12 protein-coding genes are annotated in these 17,377 nt (G+C 71.5%); 5 read left to right on the top strand and 7 right to left on the bottom strand.

Annotated features, from left to right (window positions below):
• Positions 1 to 8 precede the first annotated feature (8 nt).
• Positions 9 to 947 carry a PAC2 family protein gene (locus ACIGXP_RS20450; protein WP_363213636.1) on the bottom strand — a complete coding sequence of 313 codons (939 nt, stop codon included), beginning with the start codon at positions 945 to 947 and terminating at the stop codon, positions 9 to 11.
• A 291-nt stretch (positions 948 to 1,238) separates the two neighbouring features.
• Entirely contained in the window at positions 1,239 to 2,729 is a 1,491-nt protein-coding gene (gene rpsA, locus ACIGXP_RS20445; RefSeq protein WP_023551529.1) for a 30S ribosomal protein S1, read from the bottom strand.
• Between the two features lie 364 nt (positions 2,730 to 3,093).
• Between rpsA and ACIGXP_RS20440 the strand changes: the two genes are divergently transcribed.
• Entirely contained in the window at positions 3,094 to 3,930 is an 837-nt protein-coding gene (locus ACIGXP_RS20440) for a class I SAM-dependent methyltransferase (RefSeq protein ID WP_399770510.1), read from the top strand.
• A 70-nt stretch (positions 3,931 to 4,000) separates the two neighbouring features.
• The gene (gene hrpB / locus ACIGXP_RS20435; protein WP_399770130.1) at positions 4,001 to 6,526 is read left to right on the top strand and encodes an ATP-dependent helicase HrpB; all 2,526 of its coding nucleotides are present in this window, start codon (positions 4,001 to 4,003) and stop codon (positions 6,524 to 6,526) included.
• Here hrpB and ACIGXP_RS20430 read toward each other — a convergent pair.
• The 3 genes from ACIGXP_RS20430 to ACIGXP_RS20420 form a co-directional block, all read right to left on the bottom strand.
• Positions 6,516 to 7,508 (bottom strand): DUF3068 domain-containing protein, encoded by a 993-nt coding sequence (locus ACIGXP_RS20430; protein ID WP_399770128.1) that lies wholly within the window; start codon positions 7,506 to 7,508, stop codon positions 6,516 to 6,518. The two genes, hrpB and ACIGXP_RS20430, sit on opposite strands and share 11 nt — an antisense overlap.
• Positions 7,509 to 7,536: 28 nt before the next feature.
• On the bottom strand, positions 7,537 to 7,671 hold the full coding sequence (locus ACIGXP_RS20425) for an SPW_0924 family protein (protein ID WP_399770126.1): 135 nt from the start codon (positions 7,669 to 7,671) through the stop codon (positions 7,537 to 7,539).
• Positions 7,672 to 7,830: 159 nt separating this feature from the next.
• Positions 7,831 to 9,582 carry a lytic transglycosylase domain-containing protein gene (locus tag ACIGXP_RS20420; RefSeq protein WP_399770124.1) on the bottom strand — a complete coding sequence of 584 codons (1,752 nt, stop codon included), beginning with the start codon at positions 9,580 to 9,582 and terminating at the stop codon, positions 7,831 to 7,833.
• Between the two features lie 316 nt (positions 9,583 to 9,898).
• Between ACIGXP_RS20420 and ACIGXP_RS20415 the strand changes: the two genes are divergently transcribed.
• The gene (locus ACIGXP_RS20415; protein ID WP_399770122.1) at positions 9,899 to 10,759 is read left to right on the top strand and encodes a DUF4184 family protein; all 861 of its coding nucleotides are present in this window, start codon (positions 9,899 to 9,901) and stop codon (positions 10,757 to 10,759) included.
• On the opposite strand, the gene ACIGXP_RS20410 is transcribed toward ACIGXP_RS20415, so the two are convergent.
• Both ACIGXP_RS20410 and polA read right to left on the bottom strand, forming a co-directional pair.
• Complete coding sequence (locus tag ACIGXP_RS20410) at positions 10,677 to 11,087, bottom strand: hypothetical protein (protein ID WP_399770120.1); 411 nt, start codon at positions 11,085 to 11,087, stop codon at positions 10,677 to 10,679. The two genes, ACIGXP_RS20415 and ACIGXP_RS20410, sit on opposite strands and share 83 nt — an antisense overlap.
• Positions 11,088 to 11,433: 346 nt before the next feature.
• Positions 11,434 to 14,160: a DNA polymerase I gene (gene polA / locus ACIGXP_RS20405; RefSeq protein ID WP_399770118.1), complete on the bottom strand. Its 2,727-nt coding sequence runs from the start codon at positions 14,158 to 14,160 to the stop codon at positions 11,434 to 11,436.
• 181 nt (positions 14,161 to 14,341) lie between these two features.
• Between polA and ACIGXP_RS20400 the strand changes: the two genes are divergently transcribed.
• Both ACIGXP_RS20400 and ACIGXP_RS20395 read left to right on the top strand, forming a co-directional pair.
• Positions 14,342 to 16,654 (top strand): FdhF/YdeP family oxidoreductase, encoded by a 2,313-nt coding sequence (locus tag ACIGXP_RS20400; RefSeq protein WP_399770116.1) that lies wholly within the window; start codon positions 14,342 to 14,344, stop codon positions 16,652 to 16,654.
• A 48-nt stretch (positions 16,655 to 16,702) separates the two neighbouring features.
• A complete protein-coding gene (locus ACIGXP_RS20395) occupies positions 16,703 to 17,194 on the top strand; it encodes a hotdog fold thioesterase (protein ID WP_363213624.1) in 492 nt (163 codons plus the stop codon).
• Positions 17,195 to 17,377: the final 183 nt, after the last annotated feature.

The raw sequence follows: 17,377 nt of genomic DNA, 5'->3' as shown, positions 1-17,377 counted from the left end.
GGCGGAGGTCAGTTCTCGCCCTCCCGCTCCGCCAGGAACCGCTCGAACTCGCGTCCGATCTCGTCGGCCGACGGGATGTCGACGGGCTCGGCGAGCATGTTGCCCCGGGTCTCGGCGCCCGCGGCGGCGTCGTACTGGTGCTCCAGGCCCTGGACGAGCGCGGTGAGTTCCTCGTCGCCCTCCTGGATCTGCCGGTCGATCTCCGTCTGTGTGCGGTGCGCGTCCGTGCGCAGCGAGTGCGCGACTCCCGGCAGCACCAGCCCGGTGGCGGCCGTGATGGCCTCCAGGACGGTCAGCGCGGCGTCCGGGTACGCGGAGCGGGCGATGTAGTGCGGGACGTGCGCGGCGACACCCAGGACCTCGTGCCCGGCCTCCATCAGCCGGTACTCCACCAGCGACTCGGCGCTGCCGGGGACCTGTGCCTCGTCGAAGGGGCTGCGGTGGCCCGGGACGAGGTCGGTGCGGTTGCCGTGCGGCGTGAGCCCCACCGGCCGGGTGTGCGGGACGCCCATGGGGATGCCGTGGAAGTTCACGGACAGGCGTACACCGAGCCGCTCCACGATCTGCCGTACGGCTGCCGCGAACCGCTCCCACTCCACGTCCGGCTCGGGACCGGACAGCAGGAGGAAGGGGGCGCCCGTGGCGTCCTGGACGAGGCGGACCTCGATGGCCGGGACCTCGTAGTCGGTCCAGCGGTCCCGCTTGAAGGTCAGCAGAGGCCGGCGGGCCCGGTAGTCCACGAGCCGGTCGTGGTCGAAGCGGGCGACGAGCTGGTGGGGCAGTGAGTCGAGCAGCCGGTCGACGATCTGGTCTCCGGTCTCGCCCGCGTCGATGTATCCGTCGAAGTGGTAGAGCATGACAAGGCCGGCCGACTCCTGGGCGAGCGCCATGTCGACCACGGCGAGGCCCTTCGGCTCCCATGCGTACAAACCCTGCGGATCAAGCACTGTGACCGCTCCTCCTCGTGTTCGTCATCGTCAACACGCCCTGGAGCGGGGGCATTCCCGCGACACGCCGCTGATCAGGGATCTCGTGGAGCCGGTACGCACAAGGGGCACGGGCAACTCCCCAGGGGCGCGGGGCCGTGTCGATGTGCGGCTCCGCCGCGTGGGCGCCACAAGCCGCAGACGGCCCGCACGCGAAAGACGACGAACAGCCCCCTGAAATGCCTGAGGGGCCGTACCCGGAAAGGTACGGCCCCTCAGAGCCGGCTATCGGCTAAGCCTCAGCGGCAGCGATCAGCTCTGGCCGCCGGCCAGCTTCTCGCGCAGCGCGGCCAGCGCCTCGTCCGAGGCCAGCGCACCGGAGGTGTCGGCGCCCTCGGAGGAGTACGAACCGCCGGTCGCGGCCGGAGCCGCAGCCTCGCCACCCTCGGCCGCAGCAGCGGCGTCGGCCTCGCGGGACTTGATGACCTGCTGCTGGTGCTGCTCGAAGCGGGCCTGCGCCTCGGCGTACTGGCGCTCCCACTCCTCGCGCTGCTTCTCGTAGCCCGGCAGCCAGTCGTTGGTCTCCGGGTCGAAGCCCTCGGGGTAGATGTAGTTGCCCTGGTCGTCGTAGGACGCGGCCATGCCGTACAGGGTCGGGTCGAACTCGACCGAGGCCGGGTCGGCACCGAAGGACTCGTTGGCCTGCTTCAGCGAGAGGCTGATGCGGCGGCGCTCGAGGTCGATGTCGATGACCTTGACGAAGATCTCGTCGTTGACCTGAACGACCTGCTCCGGGATCTCCACGTGGCGCTCGGCCAGCTCGGAGATGTGGACCAGACCCTCGATGCCCTCGTCCACGCGGACGAACGCACCGAACGGAACCAGCTTCGTGACCTTACCGGGCACGACCTGGCCGATCTGGTGGGTGCGGGCGAACTGCTGCCACGGGTCTTCCTGGGTCGCCTTCAGCGACAGGGAGACGCGCTCGCGGTCCATGTCGACGTCGAGGACCTCGACGGTGACCTCCTGGCCGACCTCGACGACCTCGGACGGGTGGTCGATGTGCTTCCAGGACAGCTCGGAGACGTGGACCAGACCGTCGACGCCACCCAGGTCCACGAAGGCACCGAAGTTGACGATCGAGGAGACCACACCGGAGCGGACCTGACCCTTCTGGAGGGTCGTGAGGAACGTCTGGCGGACCTCGGACTGGGTCTGCTCCAGCCAGGCGCGGCGGGACAGGACCACGTTGTTGCGGTTCTTGTCCAGCTCGATGATCTTGGCCTCGAGCTCCTTGCCGACGTACGGCTGGAGGTCGCGGACGCGGCGCATCTCGACCAGGGAGGCCGGGAGGAAGCCACGGAGGCCGATGTCGAGGATGAGACCACCCTTGACGACCTCGATGACGGTACCGGTGACGATGCCGTCCTCTTCCTTGATCTTCTCGATGGTGCCCCAGGCACGCTCGTACTGGGCGCGCTTCTTCGAGAGGATCAGGCGGCCTTCCTTGTCCTCCTTCTGGAGGACCAGGGCCTCGATCTCGTCGCCGACGGCGACGACCTCGTTCGGGTCGACGTCGTGCTTGATCGAGAGCTCGCGGCTCGGGATGACACCTTCGGTCTTGTAACCGATGTCGAGCAGGACCTCGTCCCGGTCGACCTTCACGATGACGCCGTCGACGATGTCGCCGTCGTTGAAGTACTTGATCGTCTCGTCGATCGCTGCGAGGAAGGCTTCCTCGTTACCGATGTCGTTGACCGCTACCTGCGGGGTGGTGGCGGTGGTCTCGGTGCTGCTCGTCATGTGGGAAAGGGCTCCGGTACGGACATTGAAGTCGTAGGTACTGCTTACGCCGGGAGCCCGTTTCGCTCTGCAGAAGCCGGACAGCCAAGGAAGCGCCCCACCAGAGACTGGTGATGGCGCCTCGACAACCGAGGGGACATACAACAGATGCGAGCGCAGCCTGCTACGTCTGAGGTGCGCAGGCCCGCAGCGCAACTTGTAGCATACGGGGGCAGCCGGACATGGTCAATGCGCGAAGTCGCACACCCGGGGCAGAACCCCGCACAACCGGCAGAAGAAACGTCCCTTGAGGCCACGAGGCCCGTGGGACCGCTTCCGTCATGGACCCCTTCCGGTTGGACGGAAGAGTACGACGAGGGAGCCGATCATCCAAGAGCCGGACGCATACGAGCCCGAAGGACCCGAGGCGCACGAGCCGGAGGCCACGCGACGTGACGCGGGCGTCGCGGAGAGCACACGGGCCAACCGGGGCTGGTGGGACCGCAACGCGGACGAGTACCAGACCGAGCACGGCACGTTCCTCGGCGACGACCGCTTCGTGTGGGGTCCGGAGGGCCTGGACGAGGTCGAGGCCGAGCTGCTGGGCCCGCCGGAGGAACTGAAGGAGAAGGACGTCCTGGAGATCGGCGCGGGTGCGGCGCAGTGCGCGCGCTGGCTGGCCGCCCAGGGCGCCCGCCCGGTGGCGCTGGACCTCTCGCACCGCCAGCTGCAGCACGCCCTGCGCATCGGCGGCTCGTTTCCGCTGATCTGCGCGGACGCCGGCGCACTGCCCTTCGCGGACGGCTCCTTCGACCTGGCCTGCTCGGCGTACGGCGCGCTGCCGTTCGTCGCCGACCCGCGGCTGGTGCTGCGCGAGGTGCGCCGGGTGCTGCGGCCGGGCGGCCGGTTCGTCTTCTCGGTGACGCATCCGATCCGCTGGGCGTTCCCCGACGAGCCGGGACCCGAGGGCCTGTCCGTGTCCTCCTCCTACTTCGACCGCACGCCGTACGTGGAGCAGGACGAGGACGGCCGCGCGGTCTACGTCGAGCACCACAGGACGCTCGGTGACCGCGTCCGGGACATCGCGGCGTCCGGCTTCCGGCTGGTGGACCTGGTGGAGCCGGAGTGGCCGTCCTGGAACACCTCGGAGTGGGGCGGCTGGTCGCCGCTGCGCGGCAGTCTGATCCCGGGCACGGCGATCTTCGTGTGCGAGAGGGACTGACCGGCCCCTGCCGATCACCGGGACCATGCGCGCGTGAGGGTCTGCTTCGCCGTCGTACGACACTGGGGGCGTGATCCGTTACGACGCCCTGGACGCGCTGCCCGTGCGTTCCGCCCTGACCGCTCTGACCGAGGCCCTGGAGGATGCCGGTACCGCCGTGCTCGTGGCACCGCCCGGCACCGGCAAGACGACGCTGGTCCCGCTCGTGCTGGCGGGGCTGGTCGGCGGCGGGTGCGCGCGGCGGGTCGTGGTGGCCGAGCCGCGCCGGATCGCGGCCCGGGCGGCGGCCCGGCGGATGGCCTGGCTGCTGGGCGAGCGGCCGGGCGAGAGCGTCGGCTTCACGGTGCGCGGCGAGCGGGTCGCCGGGCGGCACACACGCGTGGAGGTCGTGACGACCGGTGTGCTGCTGCAGCGGCTGCAGCGCGACCAGGAGCTGGCCGGCGTGGACGTCGTCGTGCTGGACGAGTGCCACGAACGGCATCTGGACGCCGACACGGTCGCTGCGTTCCTGTGGGACGTACGGCAGACCCTGCGGCCGGAGCTGCGGCTGGTGGCCGCCTCGGCGACGACGGACGCGGAGGGCTGGGCGCGGCTGCTGGGCGGGGCGCCCGTGGTCGAGGCGGAGGGCGTCGCCCATCCGGTGGAGGTGGTGTGGGCGCCTCCCGCACGCCCGGTACGGCCGCCGCACGGGATGCGCGTCGATCCGGCGCTGCTGGCGCACGTCGCCTCGGTGGTGCGCCGGGCGCTGGCCGAGCGGGACGGGGACGTGCTGTGCTTCCTGCCCGGGGTGGGCGAGATCGCGCGGGTGGCGGGGCAGCTCGGGGATCTCGGAGCGGTGGATGTGCTGCAGGTCCATGGACGGGCGCCGGCTTCCGTGCAGGACGCGGTGCTCGCTCCGGGGGCGCGGCGCCGGGTGGTCCTGGCGACCTCGGTGGCCGAGTCGTCGCTGACGGTGCCCGGGGTGCGGGTGGTGGTGGACGCGGGGCTCGCGCGGGAGCCACGGGTGGACCACGCGCGTGGGCTGAGCGGGCTGACGACGGTACGCGCCTCGCGGGCCACCGGACGGCAGCGGGCGGGGCGGGCCGGGCGCGAGGCACCGGGGGTGGTGTACCGGTGCTGGACGGAGGCCGAGGACGGGCGTCTGCCGGCGTTTCCGGCACCGGAGATCAAGGTGGCCGATCTGACGGCGTTTGCCTTGCAGGCGGCTTGCTGGGGGGATCCGGACGCCTCCGGGCTGGCGCTGCTCGATCCGCCGCCGGGTGGAGGGATGGCGGCGGCGCGCTCCGCGCTGACAGCGGTGGGGGCGGTGGACTGCGTCGGTCGGGCGACTCCCACCGGAGTGCGGTTGGCTCGGCTGGGGGTGCACCCTCGGCTGGGGCGGGCGCTCCTGGATACGGCCGGCGAAGGTGCGGAAGTCGTCGCTCTGCTCTCCGAAGAAGTGCCTCGGGACTACGGGGATGATCTTGCCGGCGCGTTGCGCCGTGCTCGGCGCGGCGGTGACGCCTACTCTGCGCGGTGGACCGCGGAAGTAGGGCGGCTGCGGGCCGGCTGGGGGGAGTCTTCCCACCCGCCGTCCCCCGGCCGTCGGCCGCAGGGCGCCGTCCGGGTCGGACGAGGCACCGGTGATGACGCGCTCGCTGCGCTTGTTGCCGCGCTCGCCTTTCCCGAGCGGGTCGCCAAGCTGGACGGGGGGTCGTACCTCATGGCGTCCGGGACCCGGGCCGAGCTGGCGGAGGGGTCCGGGTTGCGTGGGGCCCCCTGGATCGTCGTCGCCGTTGCCGATCGGCCCGCCGGGAAGGGGCACGCGCGTGTGCTGCTCGGGGCTGCCGTGGAGGAGGGGGTGGCTCTCGCCGCCGCCGGGACGCTGCTCGCCGAGCGGGACGAGGTGCACTGGGCCGACGGTGATGTCGTGGCCCGGCGTGTGGAGCGGCTGGGGGCCGTCGAGCTGGCCGTGCGGCCCCTGAAGGAGACCGAGCCGGCCCTCGTACGCGCGGCCCTCCTCGAAGGGCTGCGGCAGGAGGGGCTCGGGTTGTTGCGCTGGTCACCGGACGCCGAGCTGCTGCGGCAGCGGCTGGCCTTTCTGCGGGCGCATCTCGGAGAGCCGTGGCCGGACGTGTCCGACGGTGCGCTCCACGCGCGCATGGACGAGTGGCTGGAGCCGGAGCTGAGCAGGGCGCGACGGCGGGCCGATCTCGGGCGGATCGACGCAGGGCAGGGGCTGGCGCGGTTGCTGCCGTGGGCGAGCGGGCACGCCGCGCGGCTGGACGAGCTGGCGCCCGAGCGGATCACCGTGCCGAGTGGGTCCAGAATCCGGATCGACTATCGGGATCCCCGGCGGCCCGTACTCGCGGTGAAGCTCCAGGAGATGTTCGGACTGCGCGACACGCCTGCCGTCAGCGGCGTACCGCTGCTCGTCCATCTGCTCTCCCCCGCCGGGCGGCCCGCCGCCGTCACGGCCGACCTCGCCTCCTTCTGGAAGGACGGCTACAAGGCCGTACGCGCGGAGCTGCGCGGGCGGTATCCGAAGCATCCGTGGCCCGAGGACCCTGCGACCGCCGAGCCCACCCGGCACACGAACGCGCGGCTCAGGCGCTGACCGGTTCGGGTTCCGTCGTCCGGGCCGGGGCCGGGTCCTCGGGGCGGCGGGCGCGGGCCTCCAGGTAGAGGGAGAAGGCCAGGAGCAGCAGGCCTGCCGTCAGTGAGGCCCAGGGCACGTACGAGGTGAGCATCAGGACCAGGGTGCGGTTGTGCTTGACCAGGGCGACCGTGTGCTCGGTGTAGTCCTCGCGCATCCTCACGTCCCCGGCGAACGCCGTGACCCTGTCCCGGCCGCCCAGCAGGGTGCCGCCGCGCAGCTCCTCCTTGTGGAGTTCCTCGCCGTAGACGGGTGCGCCGGTGACCGGTTCGACCCAGAACCTGCGGACGGTGCTGTACCAGCGGGTGGTGCCCGTCCTGGCGACCGATTCGGGGGTGATGCCCTGGACGGGCATGGTCTTCGGCATCGGGACCTTCGTCCAGGGGATGGTCTGTTCGAAGTAGTAGACCTTCAGGCCGCGGAAGGTCTGGGTGCCCTTGTAGTGGATGGGGCCGGCGGTGCGGGTCTGTGCGTCGAAGTACTCGTAGTCGCGTTTCTGTGTCAGGAAGGGCCACTTGAACTCGATGCCCTGACGGGTGACCGGGTCGCCGTCGACCATCTCGCCGGTGGCATGGACGGGGTCCTGGCTGTGGGCGTCGAAGATGTACCGCTCGGGGATGCGGGAGACCATCTTGCCGTCGGGTCCCTGCACGTAGGAGAGACTGTCCCAGACCACGACCGGCCGGCCCGCCGTCTTCTCGATCTTCTTCGCGGCCTCCACATTTCCCTTGAGGGTCTGCACGATGGTGACCTTGGAGACCTTCTTCGCGCGCATGGTGCCGTAGTCGAGGAGGGTGGCGCCGTTGGCCTCCAGGACCATGTCCTGGTACTGGTTCGCGGGGATCCTGGCCAGGCGCGGGAAGGCGTACCAGCGCATGAGCGGGGACAGCGCCGCACAGAAGACGGCGCAGGCGAGCAGGACCAGGCTTGCCTTGCGGCGCATGGAGGGCCTCCCTCCCGGAGGGGCGCGGCTACGGATGCGAGGGCACCGTCGTCAGCAGCGGCTCGGGCGACGTCCGGCCCGACGGCGCGCTCGTCGCGCTGATGGTGAGGACGACGGCGAGCGCGAGGGCGAGACCGGTCGCGGCGGCGATCAGGGCGCGCATGCGGACCTCCCGGCGGACGGTCTGTGTCCCGGCAGCTTGCTGATGGATCGTCAGATCCGGCACCGTAGCAACGGGCGGGCGAGATGAGAACAGGGGTGCACCCATGAACGGGTGCGCCCTCCCCGCCGGTGCGGAGAGGGCGCCCGGGGTCGCTGCGGGTCAGGAGGAGGCCGACGGGCTCGGGGACGGGGACGGGCTCGCCGAGGTGTCGTCGGCGGCGACCTTCAGCTCGACGGTGAGGGTGCCGCCGCCGGGGGTGGTGATGCGGAGCAGGAAGGTGCCGGTGGTGTCGTCCGCGTACAGCTTCGGCAGGGTCAGCAGGCCCTTGGCGTCGGTCTGGAGGCCGGTGAGGGTGCGTACGGGCTTGCCGTCGGCGTCCTTGAAGTAGGGGCCCTTGTCGTTCTCGGTGGTGTCCTTGTCGGACGTGATCAGGGTGGCGGTGGCCGCGACCTTGTCCGCGACGGCGCCCTTGTACGTCGCCTTCACCTGGACCTGGTCGGCGAACTCGCCGTCCGGGGTGCAGGTCAGCGGGGTGTCGCTGGTGCGGGCCAGGGTGTCGGCGGCGCGCTCGGTGACGGTGGCCGGGTAGTCGACGCCCTTGACCTTGCGGCCCACGACGGTGGCCGTGACCTTGAAGTCGCCGGTCTTCTCTCCCGCCTCCAGCGCCGGGGCGAGGGCGACGCCCTTGGTGTCGGTGGTGACCGTGGCCACGGTCTCGCCGCCGGTGAAGGTGGCGTCGGTGTCTCCGCTGATCGTGAACCGGACCCTGACCTTGGCGACGGACTTGTCGGCCTTGGTCTCGGCGCGGGTGCCGATCCGCTCGGTGAAGGAGTGGCCGGCCATCGCGGTGAGCTTGGCGGTGCCCGCGTCCTCCAGGTGGTCCACCGTGTCGGTGGGGGTCGGCGGGGTCGTCGGCGGGACGGGCGGCTTCGGCGGCTTGGGGTTCGGGTTCGGGCTGTCGTGCCCGTTGCCGGGCGTGCTGGGCTTGGGGTCCGGCTTGGGATCCGGCTTGTGCCGGGGCTTGGTCCTCGGCGGGTTGGAGTGCTTCCGGGGCTGGGCGCGCGGGGTGTCGTCGTCGCTGCGGTGGGCGGGCAGACCGCCGGTGCCGTCGGGCACGGAGTGGGTGCCCTTGCGGTAGTACTCCAGCCAGTTGAGGACCAGGTTCAGATAGTCCTGCGAGTGGTTGTAGCTGAGGATCGCCTGGTGCAGGTCTCGCTCGTCCGAGAGGTCCCACCCGCTGCGGCACAGGTAGTGGCCGGCGGCGAGGGCGGCGTCGTAGACGTTGTTGGGGTCTTTCCTGCCGTCGCCGTTGCCGTCGCGGCCGGCCCAGGCCCAGGTCGACGGGATGAACTGCATGGGGCCGACGGCCTGGTCGTACACGCTGTTGCCGTCGTACGCGCCGTGATCGGTGTCCTTGATGAGCGCGAAGCCGTTGCCGTCGAGGGCCGGGCCCAGGATCCGGCCGAGCGTGGTGCCGTCCGCGTCGACCCGGCCGCCGCGGGCCTGGCCCGACTCCACCTTGCCGATGGCGGCGAGCAGTTGCCAGGGCAGATTGCAGCCGGGCTTGGAGGAGCGCAGTTCGGCCTCGGCCTTCTTGTAGGCGTCGAGAACCGTCGCCGGGATACCGGCCTCGGCGTCACCCCGGGCCACGGGAGTGCCGGCGGTCGGCGAGGGACTGGGATTGGGGCTGTTGAGCGGCGGCAGGTCCGTGTAGTACGGGGAGTTGCCGGTGGCGTTGTCGTCGGAGGACGTGTCGGGTACGGGGGCGGAGGCGCCGGCCGTGGTCTGTCTGCCGTGGTCCTCGCCGGTCGCTCCCGGAGCCTGGGACGCGGACAGAGCCGCGACCGCTGCCGCGGCCACGGCGGTGGTCGCCGCTCCCTTGCGCAGCCGCCTTCCGAAATGCGCCGCCATCGAGTGAACCCCTCCTGTGGACGCCCTGCGTCCGTCTCCGTCTGTCTGCGTCTGCTCTGGTGTGACGGTTGACCCGGTGATCTGGTTGCCCTGTGTCGCCCTTGAGTCTCTGTGACGTGTGTTCGACCCCGAGCGCCCGGCAGGGGACGCAGGTGACCCTACGGCAACTTTCTTGGGGCCGGGAACCGTTCTGGCCCGTTTTCACCGGTTGGCCAACTGCCGTCGGCGCCTCCGGCTCCGGACGGGTGTCCCGCATACTGGACGGACTTGATCACCGGTCCGGCGCCGTGGCCGACGACCGTTCCAGGGGGCTCTGTTGCCGTTCACGCTCAGTCATGCCGCCGCCGTCCTGCCCGCGGTCCGCCGGGACGGGACCGGCCGTGGGCCGCTGGTGCCGGCGGTGCTCGTCGCGGGGTCTTTCGCGCCCGACATGACCTTCTATGCGGCGAGTGTCCTTCCGGGTGCCATGGAATTCGGCGCCGTCACACACTCGTTCGCCGGGGTCGGCACGGTCGATGTACTCATCTCCTGGACGCTGGTGGGGCTGTGGCTGCTCGTCCGAGAACCGTTGCTCGCACTGCTGCCCCGCAGCAGGCAGGGGCGGCCGGCCGTGCTGCTGCGCTGCGGTGCGCCACGTGCGCGGGTACGGGCCGTGTCGGTGGGGCGGTGGTACGGCTCCGCCGTGCTGGGCGCGCTGACCCATGTGGTGTGGGACGCGTTCACGCATCACGGGCGGTGGGGGACGCGACTGATACCGGCCGTCGGGCGGGGCGGCCCGGCGGGCATGCCGCTGTACTCGTGGCTGCAGTACGGCTCGTCCGTGGCGGGCGCGCTCGTCATCGCGGTGTTCGCCGTGCGTGCCCTCCGGCGGGCTCCGGCCGGAGAGCCGGTGGGGGTGCCCGTGCTGTGCGGGCGGGACCGGTGGTGGGCCGGCGCGGTGATCGGCGGCTGTGCGGTGGCCGGGGCGGTACAGCGGGCCGCGCGCTGGTGGGCGTCCAGGGGCACGCCGGAGCGGCCGTGGGAGCTGGTGCCCACCCTGTGCTTCGGGGTGGGCGCCGGGCTGGTCCTGGGGCTGGTGCTGTACGCCGTCGGCGTCAGGGTGTGGCGTCCGGGCCCGGTTCCGGACGGCCCCGGTGGGGTGGTCGGTGCGGGCCGGGCGAAGCCGGTCGCTCGGTGAGGGACGCGACGAAGACCGTGAGGGTGGGCCGGGGGCGCGATCTCGGGACCGCGGTGAGCGCGAGGGCGAGGTAGCCGCGGGCGAGGTCGGCCCACTGGCGCCAGTCCGGAGCGTGGCCCGCGTGGGCGGTCAGACCGGCGAGTCCGTGCCGCAGGTGCGTGGCGGCTCTGCGGACCGTCGCGGCCAGGTCGGCGGGGATGCGGGCGGTGCTTGCGTCGGCCGCGAGGGCCGGGACCGGCGAGGCGGGCATGGCCTGCGCCGAGGCGGTGTCCGCCCAGGCCCGGGTGTCTGCCTCGGGCGTCCGGCGGTGAAGCATGCGTATACCCATGCCCGCAGTTTTGCGGCTGTGGGGGGTGGGGGGCGTTTTGGCGGGGGCCACGTGAGTGACGGTTCCCTCCGGGGGTTCGGCCGGATTTGCGTGGGCGCCGGGTCACTGCGCAGGTGGGGTGGGCGGGAGTCGCGGGTTACGGCGCATCCGGCACCGCCGGCGTGCGCCGGGGGCTGAGCGCCGCTGCGGCGGAGAAAAAGCTGTCGGCGGCGCGCTTGTCGGCGGCGGCCGTGGTGGTTGGCGCGGTCCTCGTGTCCTCGTCGTGCTGTTGCCGGTACCGCTGCTGTGGAGGGGGCGTTGCAGGTCAGGGCGGCTGCGACGCCCCCTTCCACCGAGGCGCCGGGGGCTAGTGGGCTGCCGACTCCCAGTCCGGGCCCACGCCCACCGAGACGTCCAGGGGAGCGTGCAGCTGGACGGCGTTCGCCATTTCGCGGCGGACGATCTCCTCCGCGGCGGCCCGCTCGCCGGGGGCGATCTCCAGGACGATTTCGTCGTGGACCTGGAGGAGCATGCGGGACTTCAGGTCCGCTGCCCGCAGTGCGCTGTCCACCTTGAGCATGGCGATCTTGACGATATCGGCCGCCGTGCCCTGGATGGGCGCGTTCAGGGCCATGCGCTCGGCCGCCTCGCGGCGCTGGCGGTTGTCGCTGTTGAGGTCCGGCAGGTAACGGCGGCGGCCGAAGAGCGTCGCCGTGTAGCCCGTTGCCCGTGCCTCGTCGACCGCCCGGCGGAGGTAGTCCCGGACGCCGCCGAAGCGCTCGAAGTACGCGTCCATCAGGGCGCGTGCCTCCGCCGCCTCGATGTTCAGCTGCTGGGAGAGGCCGAAGGCGGACAGGCCGTAGGCCAGGCCGTACGACATCGCCTTGATCTTGCGGCGCATCTCCGCGTCCACCGCGCCGGGCTCGACGCCGAAGACCTGGGAGGCGGCGGTGGTGTGCAGGTCCTCGCCGGAGGTGAACGCCTGGATCAGGCCCTCGTCCTCGGAGAGGTGGGCCATCACGCGCAGCTCGATCTGGCTGTAGTCGGCGGTCATCAGGGACTCGAAGCCCTCGCCCACGACGAAGCCGCGGCGGATGGCCCGGCCCTCGTCCGTGCGGACCGGGATGTTCTGCAGGTTCGGGTCCGTGGAGGACAGCCGGCCGGTCGCGGCCACCGTCTGGTTGAAGGTGGTGTGGATACGGCCGTCGCCCGCGACGGTCTTGATCAGGCCCTCGACCGTGACCCGCAGCTTCGCCTGCTCGCGGTGGCGGAGCATGATCACCGGCAGCTCGTTGTCGGTCTGGGTGGCGAGCCAGGCCAGGGCGTCGGCGTCGGTGGTGTAGCCGGTCTTGGTCTTCTTGGTCTTCGGCAGGGCCAGCTCCTCGAAGAGGACCTGCTGGAGCTGCTTGGGCGAGCCCAGGTTGAACTCGTGGCCGGCGGCGGCGTGCGCCTCCTTCACGGCCTGCTGCACCGCGCCCGCGAACATCTGCTCCATCGCTTCGAGGTGCGCCCGGTCGGCCGCGATGCCGTGCCGCTCCATGCGGGCGAGCAGGGCGGACGTCGGCAGCTCCATGTCGCGCAGCAGTTCCGCCGCGCCGACCTCTTCGAGGCGGGTCCGGAAGGCGGCACCGAGGTCGAGGACCGCGCGGGCCTGGATCATCAGCGCCTCGGCCTCGGCGCCCTCGTCGGTGCCGAAGGCCAGCTGGCCGTCGGCCGCGGCGGCGGGCGCCAGCTCGCGGTGCAGGTACTCCAGGGACAGCGCGTCCAGGTCGAAGGAGCGACGGCCCGGCTTGACGAGGTAGGCGGCGAGCGCGGTGTCCATGGTCACACCGTCGACGGACCAGCCGTGCTCGGCGAAGACGCGCATGGCGCCCTTGGCGTCGTGGAACACCTTGGGGCGGGCGGCGTCGGCCAGCCAGTCCGCGAACGCGTTCTCGTCGGCCTCGTCCAGCTCCGCCGGGTCGAACCAGGCCGCCGCTCCCCCGGCCGCGGCCAGGGCGACCTCGGCCACCGAGCCGGTGCCCAGCGCCCAGGTGTCGACGGTGGCGACGCCCAGGGTCTCGGCGCCGTGCTCGGCGAGCCAGCCGGTCAGCTCGCCGGTGTGCAGGATCGTGCCGTCCAGCTCCACGCCGTCGGTGGCGATCGGCGTGGCCTCGGCCTCCTCGGTGCCGGGGTCGACGGCGAAGAGGCGCTCGCGCAGGGACGGGTTGCGGATCTCCAGGGTGTCCAGGACCATCGCGACGGCCTTGCGGTCGTACGCGGCCCGCTCCAGGTCGGCGACCGACCTGGTCAGCTCGACCTGGCGCTCCAGCTCGGTCAGGACGCGGTTGAGCTTGACCGATTCCAGGTGGTCGCGGAGGTTCTGCCCGGCCTTGCCTTTGACCTCGTCGACGCGCTCGACCAGCTGCGCGAACGAGCCGAACTGGTTGATCCACTTCGCGGCGGTCTTCTCGCCGACGCCGGGGATGCCGGGGAGGTTGTCGGACGGGTCGCCGCGCAGGGCCGCGAAGTCCGGGTACTGGGCCGGTGTCAGGCCGTACTTCTCGAACACCTTCTCCGGGGTGAACCGGGTCAGCTCCGAGACGCCCTTCGTCGGATAGAGCACCGTGACGTTGTCGGTGACCAGCTGGAAGGAGTCACGGTCGCCGGTGACGATCAGCACCTCGAAGCCCTCGGCCTCGGCCTGGGTGGCGAGGGTGGCGATGATGTCGTCCGCCTCGAAGCCGTCGACGGCGAAGCGCGGGGCGTGCATCGCGTCGAGCAGTTCGCCGATCAGCTCGACCTGGCCCTTGAACTCGTCCGGAGTCTTGGAGCGGTTCGCCTTGTACTCGGTGAACCGCTCGGAGCGCCAGGTCTTGCGGGAGACGTCGAAGGCCACGGCGAAGTGCGTGGGCTCCTCGTCACGCAGGGTGTTGGCCAGCATCGACGCGAAGCCGTAGATCGCGTTCGTCGGCTGGCCGGTCGCGGTCGTGAAGTTCTCCGCGGGCAGCGCGAAGAACGCGCGGTAAGCGAGGGAGTGCCCGTCCATGAGCATCAGCCGGGGACGGGGGCCGCCGGGGGTCTTGTCGGTCTTCTTCGATGCTGTCTCTGCCACGTCCCCGATCCTGCCACGCCGCACTGACAGTCCGGGTCGCGTCCGGCTGGTGGCTGTGAGCACCGGCACAGCGATCGACGAGCGAGCGACGGCCGGGGCGGGCAGGGGGCGGCACCGTTGTCGGTGGCGCGTGGGAGGATCGTCTGCGTACTCGGACCGCGCAGTCGAAGAGGAGCGTGCGATGGCGACGAAGCCGCCGAAGGGTGATCCGGTTCAGGACGCTCCGCAGGTCACGGGGCCGAAGCACGCGGCCGCGGGGCTGCCCGCCATCGGGCACACGCTGCGCATCGCCCAGCAGCAGATGGGCGTGCGGCGCACGGCGCTGACCTTGCTGCGGGTGAACCAGAAGGACGGGTTCGACTGCCCTGGCTGCGCCTGGCCGGAGCCGGACCACCGGCACAAGGCGGAGTTCTGCGAGAACGGCGCGAAGGCGGTGGCCGAGGAGGCCACCCTGCGCCGGGTCACCCCGGAGTTCTTCGCCGCGCACTCCGTGGCCGACCTGGCGACGCGGAGCGGTTACTGGCTGGGTCAGCAGGGGCGGCTCACGCACCCCATGTATCTGCCCGAGGGCGGCACGCACTACGAGCCGGTCGGCTGGGAGCGCGCCTTCGACATCGTCGCCGAGGAGATCGCCGCGCTCTCCTCCCCCGACGAGGCCGTCTTCTACACCTCGGGCCGTACCAGCAACGAGGCCGCGTTCCTGTACCAGCTCTTCGCACGCGAGCTGGGCACGAACAACCTGCCGGACTGCTCCAACATGTGCCACGAGTCGTCCGGGTCCGCGCTCAGCGAGACCATCGGCATCGGCAAGGGCAGCGTCCTGCTCGAGGACCTGTACAAGGCCGACCTGATCATCGTCGCCGGGCAGAACCCGGGCACGAACCACCCGCGCATGCTCTCGGCGCTGGAGAAGGCCAAGGCGAACGGCGCGAAGATCATCAGCGTCAATCCGCTGCCCGAGGCGGGCCTGGAGCGGTTCAAGAACCCGCAGACCCCGAAGGGCATGCTCAGGGGCGCCTCGCTCACGGATCTGTTCCTGCAGATCCGCATCGGGGGCGACCAGGCGCTCTTCCGGCTCCTCAACAAGCTCATCCTGGAGACGGACGGCGCGGTCGACGAGGAGTTCGTCCGCGAACACACCCATGGCTTCGAGGAGTTCGCAGACGCGGCCCGGGCCGCCGACTGGGACGAGACGCTGAAGGCGACCGGCCTCACCCGGGAAGAGATCGAGCAGGCCCTCGGCATGGCGCTCGCCTCGCAGCGGACCATCGTCTGCTGGGCCATGGGCCTCACCCAGCACAAGCACGCCGTCCCGACCATCCGCGAGGTGGTCAACTTCCTGCTGCTGCGCGGCAACATCGGCCGGCCGGGCGCGGGCGTGTGCCCGGTGCGCGGCCACTCGAACGTGCAGGGCGACCGCACGATGGGCATCTTCGAGCGTCCCGCGCCGGCCTTCCTGGACGCGCTGGAGAAGGAGTTCGGGTTTGCGCCGCCGCGCGAGCACGGCTTCGACGTCGTACGGGCCATCCGCGCGCTGCGCGACGGCGAGGCGAAGGTGTTCTTCGCCATGGGCGGCAACTTCGTCTCCGCCTCCCCCGACACCGAGGTGACCGAGGCCGCGATGCGCCGCGCGCGGCTGACCGTGCATGTGTCGACCAAGCTGAACCGCTCGCACGTCGTCACGGGCGCGCGGGCGCTGATCCTGCCCGCGCTGGGCCGCACCGAGCGGGACCTGCAGGCGAGCGGCGAGCAGTTCGTGACCGTCGAGGACTCGATGGGCATGGTGCACGCCTCGCGCGGGCGGCTGGCGCCGGCGGGCCCGCAGCTGAGGTCGGAACCGGCGATCATCTGCGGCCTCGCACGCCGGGTGCTCGGCGCGGACAGCGTCGTGCCGTGGGAGGAGTTCGAGAAGGACTACGCGACGATCCGGGACCGCATCGCGCGCGTGGTCCCCGGTTTCCAGGACTTCAACGCGCGCGTGGCCCGGCCGGGCGGCTTCACGCTGCCGCACGCCCCGCGCGACGAGCGCCGTTTCCCGACCGCCACGGGCAAGGCGAACTTCACGGCGGCGCGGGTGGAGTATCCCGAACTGCCCGAGGGGCGGCTGCTGTTGCAGACACTGCGCTCGCACGACCAGTACAACACCACGATCTACGGCCTGGACGACCGGTACCGGGGCATCACGGGCGGGCGCCGGGTGGTGCTGGTGCATCCCGAGGACGCGCGGTCGCTGGGATTCGCCGAGGGGTCGTACGTGGACCTGGTCGGCGAGTGGAAGGACGGCGTGGAGCGGCGGGCGCCCGGTTTCCGGGTCGTGCACTACCCGACGACCCGGGGCTGCGCCGCGGCGTACTACCCCGAGACGAACGTCCTGGTCCCGCTCGACGCCACCGCCGACACGAGCAACACTCCGGCCAGCAAGTCCGTGGTCGTACGTCTCGAACGTCACACCGGGGCCACGGACGGCCGTCTGGAACAATCGGCGACCGACTGAGCGTTTGCTCAGCCAGGAGTCAGCTGGACCAAGAACGGAGCCGGGCCCATGGGCGAGCAGCAGCGAGTGAAGTTCCCGCAGGAGATCATCGACGAGTACGCCGCGCTCGGTGTCGACCTGCCCGCCCTGTTCTCGGCCGGGCACCTCGGCACGCGCATGGGTGTGCAGATCCTGGAGGCATCGCCGGACAAGGTCGTCGGGACCATGCCGGTGGAGGGCAACACCCAGCCGTACGGCCTCCTGCACGGCGGCGCCTCCGCGGTGCTGGCGGAGACCCTGGGTTCGGTCGGCTCGATGCTGCACGGCGGCCACTCGAAGATCGCGGTGGGAGTGGACCTGAACTGCACGCACCACCGCGGGGTCCGTTCGGGCCTGGTGACGGGTGTGGCCACGCCGGTGCACCGGGGCCGTTCGACGGCGACGTACGAGATCGTGATCAGCGACGAGGAGGGCCGCCGGGTGTGCAGTGCCCGGCTGACCTGCCTGTTGCGGGACGTGAACAAGGACGACGCGGCGCGCGTCCGGGGCGCGGGCGCCTGACGTCGACTCGGCGGGGCCCACGCGGCCCCGCCAAGCCGCCGTACCCCTCGAAGACTTGACGGCAGATCAGCCGACGGCCCACGAGTCCGCCCGGAAGCCTCGTCTTCTTTTCCCCCGCGTAACTCTCCGTAATACGCGTGCAATATACATTTGTGCATTCACTCCCGCCTCCCGGTGTGGACA

The sequence above is a fragment of the Streptomyces sp. NPDC053069 genome (genome assembly GCF_044546895.1).
GTDB lineage: Bacteria > Actinomycetota > Actinomycetes > Streptomycetales > Streptomycetaceae > Streptomyces.
This window is presented reverse-complemented; position numbering and strand designations above follow the sequence as displayed.